Below are 7,887 nucleotides of genomic sequence, written 5' to 3' on the forward strand. Positions count from 1 at the left end.
CATTCCACGGGGCACGCTGGCAGCTATGCGCGTTTCACTGTCGTCAACCAAGGCGCGCACCATGTCCCCGAACGGCACGCCGATTGCTGGGATGAGAAGCGAATGGCCGCCGCGGCCAGAGCCATCGCAGCGGCCCATCCCAGGAATGCCCAATGACGCTTACCCGACTGATCCTGATCAACTCAATTCTGACGCTGCTTATGTTCGGAAATGCGGAAGCGGCGGAGATCGATGTGGCGGTCGCCGCTAACTTCACCATACCGTCCAAGGAGATGCAGCGTCGTTTAAGCAGAAGACTGGGCGAGGCCCTGTTGAGCTTTGGCGCGAGCGGACAGTTTTACAGCCAGATCACGCAAGGGGCGCCGTTTGAGGTGTTTCTCTCGGCCGACAACGCCCGCCCGAGCAAACTGCTCGAGAAACGTCTCGCGGTTCCGGAAAGCCGCTTCACCTATGCGATCGGCAACCTCGTGCTCTGGAGTTCGACTCAAAAGTTCGTGAACGACGCGGAGACTTTCGCAAAACGGTCGATCTACAATCCGGCCGCGGCGCTTTATGGCGCAGCCGCGGAGCACGCTATTAAAGCGCTCGGCGCCTATGAGTCGACGCAGCCGAAGCTGGTCGCGGGATTCTCGCCTCTCTCAGGGGCGGGCGCGCCCTCGCCTTCACCTTCGGGCTTGTGGTCGGATGGGTTTTGTACGCGCTGTCTTTCGTGGTGCAGCCGCTTCCCAACGCCTCCGTGGCCAAGCTGGCTTGCCATGGGCATGGTGATGTTCGGCCTTGCGGTAATCCTCGCCGCAACGTTGATCTAGAAGTGCAGCGCAAGGAGAGCACGTGAGGACAGCCACACCAGAGCGAATCGAAATCGCCTTCAGCGGTAGGCTCGCTAGCTTTGCGATCGATGCGCAGTTCAGTGAACGGGCCAAAGGTGTGGCGGCGATCTCCAGCACAGCGCGCATGACGCGCCGCTGCCTATGCGCCAACGCTCAACTATGGAATGGACGTGTTCGCCCAGGTCAAGGGTCGTCTCATTGGTTCACGACTTCTGAACGCTAGGGCATCGCGCCATCTACGCCAGCAGTAGATGCTGGACAGGCAAGCGCCGCGGTTTGAAACGAGCCAAGAGGATCAAGCCCATGATCGCCAACCACGCCGAGATCTATCCCAAGCGCGTCGCGGTAATCCTCTATAGGCCCGAACAAGACGCGGATACGCTGCTCGCCGACTTCACCCAGGATCTCGCGCGGCAAGGCGTGCGCGTCGGCGGCATCGTCCAGCGAAACTTCAAGGGCGCAAACGGCATGAAAACCATGCTCGCGCGCGACGTTGCGAGGGGGCGCGAGATTCCGAGCTGTCAGCCACTCGGCAGCGGCGCCATTTCCTGCAAGCTCGATGCTAATGGGCTTGCCGATGCCGCAGTTGTCGCGTCTCGCGCGATCAAGCTTCACGTCGATCTCCTCGTGATCAACAAATTCTCCAAGCAGGAGGCGTCCGGCCGGGGCCTGCGCGACGAATTTTGCTGATGCGATCATTGCTGGCGTGCCGGTCCTCACCGCCGTCCCTGAAAATGCCATGCCGCCTGGCGGACTTTCACCGGAAATGTCGGCACGACGCTGCTGTGCGGGCGCCAGGTCGTGAAGGAATGGTGGCGCGACATCGCCCAGCGCCTGCCGCGCATCCGCGCGCATTCCATCCCGTCAGCGGCTATTTACCGATCATCAGATCCGACAGCTTGATCACGGGCGGGAGGGCATCCACAATTTTGACCCCGAGAATGTCCGCCGCGTCATTGGCTCGATCAAAACACCGTCAGTGCCGGTTCCCGCGCCACCTCACATCAGCTGTCCTCGTGCGCGTCGTGGGAGCGACCAGTGGCTTGGCGGAACATTGCCGCGCGCGCTGGGTTTCATCTTAATCAAGCGCATTCCTTCGGCATCATAACCCGAACAGTTGAGTTGGGCTAATCGTTCAAAGGCGCGCAACCGGTCGAGCACGGCAACATGCTCAGTTGTTGATGCAGGACGGCAGGACCATTCAATCGAAACCATGCTGTTAAGATGCCTCCACGACGAGCATCCGTTTGTTGCATTTCCGCCAGTTGAATCGCGAGATCACCTGGCACATCGCTTGCTTCGCCTGAGGCTGGAATCATCGGTTTCCACGCGAAGCAATCTTGTGAGGACAATATGCTTGGAATTGGAAGTAAGTTACCGTCGTTCGAAATCACAGGCGTGAAGCCCGGTTTTCACCTGCACGAGGAGAACGGGCAGAGCGCGTTCGAGACGCTGACGGAGAACAGCTTCCCTGGGAAATGGAAAGTCATCTTCTTCTACCCCAAGGATTTCACCTTCGTCTGCCCAACCGAGATCGCGGAGTTTGCCCGCCTGTCGAAGGATTTTGCCGACCGCGATGCGGTCGTGCTAGGCGGATCGACCGACAACGAGTTCTGCAAGCTCGCTTGGCGGCGCTCGCACAAGGACCTGCACCATCTGCCGATCTGGCAGTTTGCCGACACGAAGGGCGGGCTGGTCGATGGCCTTGACGTGCGTTCGCCCGACGGCGTCGCCTATCGCTACACATTCGTCGTCGACCCCGACAATACGATCCAGCACGTCTACGCGACCAATCTCAATGTCGGCCGGAGCCCAAAGGACACGCTGCGCGTGCTGGATGCCCTGCAGACCGACGAGCTCTGCGCCTGTAACCGCGAGATAGGCGGCGAAACCCTGAAAGTTGCTTGAGGCATGATGTCGATTGAACAGCTAAAGGACCAAATTCCCGATTTCGCCAAGGACGTGAGACTCAACTTGGCGTCGATGATGTCGGATGAGACGCTATCACCGCAGAGCAAATACGGGCTGTTGCTCGCCACCGCGATTGCGGCCCGCAATCCCGTGGTGATCGGCGCAATGGAATCTGCGGCGGCCGTCGTGATGACGCCGGCCGCGGTCGCGGCGGCGAAATCCGCGGCCTCCATGATGGCGATGAACAACGTCTACTACCGCTTCGTTCACCTCGCCTCCAATCCGGAATACAAGACGGTGCCGGCGCGGCTGCGCATGAACGTGATCGGCAAGCCCGGCGTGGACAGGACCGATTTTGAGCTGTGGTCGCTGGCGGTAAGTGCCATCAACGGCTGCGGCGCCTGCATGGACGCCCATGAGAAGGCGCTGCGGGAGGCCGGCGTCAGCTCGGCGGCCATTCAAACTGTGGTCCGCTTTGCCGCGATCGTGCAGTCGGTTGCGGTTGCGATCGAGGCGGCCGGCATGGGCGTGACCCAGGGGGTGGAGTGATCCACCCGCTCTTGTCGAGGGTGTTCTGGAATTCAAATGCGGTTGATAATCCAACAACTTCAAGGCGCATTTGGAAAAAGGCGCCCCTCAGCACCTTCAATAGCTTGGCAGCCGTTCCAAATGAAAACAGCGCGTCCGGTTGGAGCGCACGTTCGCCGCGCCTACCGTGAGGCGAGGCCTTCCATAGTGATCAGATCGAAGTTAACGAGCTCTGCAGCTTGGGTACTTCCGTCGGTATGCAGCTAAGAAGTCTTCGTCGGCGCAGATGCACCGTCCCGACGTATCTTTCGCCTTGGGATCGTGAAGATGCGACGCGAGTGGACGAAGCAGGTTAATCCGTGTGCTTGTGGTCTGCAGGTTCAGAAGCCCGGAAGCGTGCTTCACGAGATCCGCCGCCAACATTATGCCAGCGAGAGCCGACTGAAATGACATCGGCACAACGGCTCTCACAGGCTGCGCTCCGTCCGTCAGGCGCATGACAATCCCCCCGCAGATTGCCCGCTGGTGAAACGATCGGACGGACTGGCCGACAAACTCTTTAAGGGCTTCGGACGGGATGTCGAAGGCCTTGGCGACACGCTCGACGAAACCTACATCCACCGGCCTGTTCGTCTGAAGGAGATCCCGGATCTCTTGTTGGGCCTCCGGCATCTTCAGCTCCTCAGCCATCTTCTCGTCCTCGTCCTTTATCTTCCCGTGAGGCAAGTAAAGGCAGGCCAGACATGCCCGGCCGTCATCAAAGCCATGGCGCGACACTCCGAGATCAAGCTCCTGTGTCCAGGCGTTTACGATCCATTTCGGCAACGCCCCCTGCACGGCAATGCGGTCCGGAGCGTTGTCCAATGCGACAGCGACTCTTTCGAACATCCAATCGTTCCGGTCGCTCACATAGACGTCCCATTTGGCACAATGCGCCGACACCTCCAGCGCTGTGTCCGCGAGCGCGGCACGCGCCAGATCCACTTTTGGTGAACCAACATCACATTGGCCGGCCAGCACGTAGCGCTGCAGATTCGAAAGATCGACCTCCTCATGGTCTACCAGACGGAGCGATCCCTTAAGGCTCGCCGTGCGAGCCAAAGCCCAAATGGCGCCATTGCCGATCGCGCCGAGCCCGACGAGGTGAGTCTCGCCGATATCCGTTCCCTCAAAGCCCCGACCGGAGTCAGGGGTGCCCTGGGCGTAGGTCAGCATTGACAGGTCGATAAGTTCGTCAGCGTCGCCCTGATCCAGCTGGTCGGCAAATACCGTCCGAAAGACGTTGGCTGCGGCGAAGCATGACGCAGCTCCCGCGCCAAACGGATTCATCGACTCGCCGGAGCCAACCAGACCGCGGCTCGAAAGCTTGGCTCTCCATCCGTCCGAGCCGATGAAGAAGGTCGGACACTTAGTGCGCGACGGACTGCTTCCAACGACCACGGAAACCGTGACGGCCTTCCTGGTCTTGGCGAGCTCGATCTCAGGATTTATGGACTTCGCCAGGAACTCCAGGATTGGACCATGATCCTTCGCCTTTGCATCGAGCGGCCGCAGCGCGATCGTCGGATAAAGACGCGACAACAGCCTGATGATCATATCCAGACTGGCCCTGCCTTCCGGCGACTGCACGGCTGCGCCGTCGAAAGACACTCCGATCACTTGCGCGGCAAGCCTGTCCTCGAACGCTGAGATCTTGAAATTGGTCAGCACCCGCGACGCCGCCGACGCCGCACGGTCCATGAAATTGGCCATGGCCATTGTTCAATCCTTGATTAAAATCATCCGCGTAACCTGGCCAACCGACAAGGGGCGCCACACTCCAGCCGCGTCAAGCCGGTACGATGCGACGTTCCTGAGATCGAAGGGCACTCGCGCGAAGTTCGGCACGACCAAAGACAAGCACCCCACCGTCGTGGCGATTGCGTATTCGTCGTCCGTGCTGGAATGATAGGCTCGGCCGGGATGACTGTGTATCTGGGCAATGAGCGCAAGCTTCTCCCGGTACAGCCATACATTTATGCGATGCAGCTCTTCAGGTCCTGTTACGACGCACACCCCGTCGGCAGTACGTATGTGGCGCTGGGCGGGAATGAGAGTCCTATGTACCTGAAAATGGTGCCCCGTCTGACGGCCTACCCAAAGGCCGAGACCTTCATGCCCTTCACGCCCCACTTTCCGCAAATGGGCATGGAGTTCGTCTACGCAGCCACGCGCTACCGAGAGGACCGTAACGTCCGCGATCTGATTCATTCCGGTACGGCCAGTAATGAGGGCAGCACGTTCACCGCCGGAATCTGGACCTGCACCTGGTAATGCTCGATCGGTGATACCCCGTGGTGCCAGATCTTTTCGAGGATAAAAACTAAGGATCCTTCGCCAGAGCTTCGATGCATTAGCCATGAATCACCGGTGTGAGCGGGATTGTCGTGGTATTCGCGAATGCCGGGAAGACAAATAAATGGCCGATCATCAGGGCTGTTGTACTGAATCATGTTTGTCAGTTGCACCCCGCCCTGCTGGGCCAGCGCCCGAATGGTTTCGGGAGTTGCGCCGGGGATTGCCGCACGGCGAAGCATTTGCACCTGGAGCAATTTGGCGGGTATCGGTTCGCGCGTGAAGGGGTCCACGAACCTGACGGAGGGCGGCCGCAGATCGTGATCCGTAAAATTCAGCACGATGGCAGCGACGATCGGAGGCGGTCTCGGCTTAGTCGCCGCGAAAACCACGAAGATTTCCGGAAACTCTGCGTCAAGCAGGATCCAGCCCCTCTTGCGATAGGCCGATTCCATGCTCCGATAGTTGGCAAGCTCTCGCTCGAACTTTACGCGCGAGACCTCGGGATCGACAGTTTGGAGGTCAGCCACCGGCCACGCCAGCCTTGAGACTCAGGAACAGCGTCACTTCCTTGCCAAATCCAAACTCGCCTAGCTTCTTGTCCGGATCCAACAGCTCGCCCCCTTCGTTCTTGATCTCCCAATTCTCGGGCGGTTGAGCCAGGTTCTTTGTCTCCTCCAGCGCTTTTTGGCGGGCCACATGCAGCGGCTGCTGCTCTACGGCCTTAATGACGACAGGCTGACCGTTCACGACCATCGTGATTTCGACGAAATCCGTGCCCTGATCACTTCCTGGCTTCTTCTCATTCTTCATTTTGGTCCTTTTGTGTGTGGGCGGCGCTTGGAATCGATGCTGCCGATCGTATGCAGGGGACGACGTGCAAAAAAAGGGAGCATGCCACAAGACGCAATTCGAAAAGCCTTCATTTGACGCGTGCGTACGCAGTTTTCAGGCGTTAGCGCTCTTTCGTCCACATCTCCGACCCGTTGCGGCTTGAGTCGCCCAGACCGGCGGCCCGCCAGTGAGCAACATCCGGAACACGTCGTCGCCACACTGGCGCGTGTGGCTCAAGCTGGACAACCGATGCCTCGTGCCCGTCAACGGCTTTGCCGAATGCGCCCCGAAGCGAACTCCGAAACGAAGAAGGATGTCGTCTGGTTCGCGCTAAACGAGGATCGGCCGCTCTGTGCCTGCGCCGGCATCGGGACCGAGTTCAAGGGCGACCGCGGCACCAAATCCAAGCCGGTCCCGGGCCTCACCTCGTTTCTGACGACGGCCCCGAACGCGGTTGTCGAGCCTATTCACCCAAAGGCCATGCACGTGATCCTGGCGACCGCTGAGGAGCGTGACGTCTGGATGCCGGCGCCATGGGATGAAGCAAAGCGCTCTAAGCAATTAACGATCTAGTCAAGGACATCAAGCGCAATCCACATAAGGGGCTCGGGAAACCGGAGCCCCTTAAGCATGATTTGAAGGGTTGGTGGTCGCGGCGCATTACCGGAGAGCATCGACTCGTTTACCGCCTCAATGGAAAGAGCGAGACCCAGCAACTCGACATCGCTCAATGTCGATACCACTACTGAGCTGCTGGTCCGCAATCCCGCCTTTCGAGACCTATTTCGGAGGCGTGCGCAAGCTTAGCGCCAGACAGCCCTTGCATCGAAGGGGGCTGTCTCGGTTTGTTGGGGGAAGTTAGTAACCGGTATGAGATTTCTCGGTGCCAACGTTCCGCTGCGGTGTTCTACATCGTGGCGTACCCCGATTCACGGCGGCGGGTTTCTCTTGCGGTGTACTGCCCAGGAGACCTAAGCTGTCGCCCACTGGTTCAAAAGGGAGTGCGGACAGTGGCGACAGGTACGGTAAAGTGGTTCAACGTAACTAAGGGATATGGATTTATCCAGCCCGACAGCGGCGGCAAGGATGTTTTCGTGCACATTTCAGCTGTTGAGAAAGCCGGCCTGAGCAGCCTCAATGAGGGTGCCAAGGTGAGCTATGAAGAAATGAGCAACCGAGGCAAAACGTCCGCGGAAAATCTAAGAATCGGGTGAATTCAAGCCAGCTGGCTCACGCCGGCATGGCGAATCATCCCCGTGACCCACGACGTAGGCTAAACATGGGTCACCAGCGGGCTTATCCGTGGGTTTGGATGCAGAGACCACAAACGCAAACCCCTGCCGGTGAAGTCGGCAGGGGCAAGCAAACGAGGTGGATGACAAGCGCGCGAGCCCTAGGTGGTGTGGACACTTATCGCAGCCATAGAATGATGGCTGCGATGGTGATGACG

Annotated in this window: 9 protein-coding genes and 3 pseudogenes; 8 read left to right on the forward strand and 4 right to left on the reverse strand. The window is 59.2% G+C overall.

Annotated features, from left to right (window positions below):
- Positions 1-152: 152 nt before the first annotated feature.
- From modA to ahpD, 4 genes are all read left to right on the forward strand, one after another.
- Positions 153-809: a molybdate ABC transporter substrate-binding protein gene (gene modA, locus CP49_RS12035; RefSeq protein ID WP_057850472.1), complete on the forward strand. Its 657-nt coding sequence runs from the start codon at positions 153-155 to the stop codon at positions 807-809.
- A 324-nt stretch (positions 810-1,133) separates the two neighbouring features.
- Positions 1,134-1,520, forward strand: coding sequence for a DUF2478 domain-containing protein (locus CP49_RS48920; protein WP_338060347.1), 387 nt, complete (start codon positions 1,134-1,136; stop codon positions 1,518-1,520).
- A 663-nt stretch (positions 1,521-2,183) separates the two neighbouring features.
- Positions 2,184-2,738: a peroxiredoxin gene (locus tag CP49_RS12045; protein ID WP_057847949.1), complete on the forward strand. Its 555-nt coding sequence runs from the start codon at positions 2,184-2,186 to the stop codon at positions 2,736-2,738.
- Positions 2,739-2,741: 3 nt separating this feature from the next.
- Complete coding sequence (gene ahpD, locus CP49_RS12050) at positions 2,742-3,290, forward strand: alkylhydroperoxidase, AhpD family (RefSeq protein ID WP_245310661.1); 549 nt, start codon at positions 2,742-2,744, stop codon at positions 3,288-3,290.
- Between the two features lie 201 nt (positions 3,291-3,491).
- On the opposite strand, the gene CP49_RS12055 is transcribed toward ahpD, so the two are convergent.
- Positions 3,492-5,027 (reverse strand): E2 ligase fold family C protein, encoded by a 1,536-nt coding sequence (locus CP49_RS12055; protein WP_057850473.1) that lies wholly within the window; start codon positions 5,025-5,027, stop codon positions 3,492-3,494.
- On the opposite strand from CP49_RS12055, the gene CP49_RS47185 reads away from it, so the two are divergent.
- Positions 5,020-5,217 (forward strand): hypothetical protein, encoded by a 198-nt coding sequence (locus CP49_RS47185; RefSeq protein WP_057850474.1) that lies wholly within the window; start codon positions 5,020-5,022, stop codon positions 5,215-5,217. The genes CP49_RS12055 and CP49_RS47185 overlap by 8 nt on opposite strands.
- A gap of 11 nt (positions 5,218-5,228) precedes the next feature.
- Here CP49_RS47185 and CP49_RS47190 read toward each other — a convergent pair.
- The 3 genes and pseudogenes from CP49_RS47190 to CP49_RS12075 all read right to left on the reverse strand — a co-directional run.
- A pseudogene (locus tag CP49_RS47190) lies at positions 5,229-5,519 on the reverse strand (Mov34/MPN/PAD-1 family protein); the annotation flags it as partial.
- Positions 5,516-6,133, reverse strand: a complete 618-nt coding sequence (locus tag CP49_RS42665; RefSeq protein WP_082645984.1) for a putative metal-binding protein — start codon at positions 6,131-6,133, stop codon at positions 5,516-5,518. The pseudogene CP49_RS47190 and the gene CP49_RS42665, both read right to left, overlap by 4 nt.
- Positions 6,126-6,416 (reverse strand): DUF2604 domain-containing protein, encoded by a 291-nt coding sequence (locus CP49_RS12075; protein WP_057850477.1) that lies wholly within the window; start codon positions 6,414-6,416, stop codon positions 6,126-6,128. Before CP49_RS12075 ends, CP49_RS42665 begins: the two co-directional genes overlap by 8 nt.
- 190 nt (positions 6,417-6,606) lie before the next feature.
- Here CP49_RS12075 and CP49_RS12080 point away from each other — a divergent pair.
- The 3 genes and pseudogenes from CP49_RS12080 to CP49_RS42675 all read left to right on the forward strand — a co-directional run.
- Positions 6,607-6,986: pseudogene (locus CP49_RS12080) on the forward strand (SOS response-associated peptidase family protein); the annotation flags it as partial.
- Between the two features lie 11 nt (positions 6,987-6,997).
- A pseudogene (locus tag CP49_RS42670) lies at positions 6,998-7,186 on the forward strand (Txe/YoeB family addiction module toxin); the annotation flags it as partial.
- Positions 7,187-7,447: 261 nt separating this feature from the next.
- Entirely contained in the window at positions 7,448-7,651 is a 204-nt protein-coding gene (locus tag CP49_RS42675; RefSeq protein WP_082645986.1) for a cold-shock protein, read from the forward strand.
- The last annotated feature ends 236 nt before the right edge of the window (positions 7,652-7,887 follow it).

The organism is Bradyrhizobium valentinum, from assembly GCF_001440405.1.
Taxonomy (GTDB): Bacteria; Pseudomonadota; Alphaproteobacteria; order Rhizobiales; family Xanthobacteraceae; genus Bradyrhizobium; species Bradyrhizobium valentinum.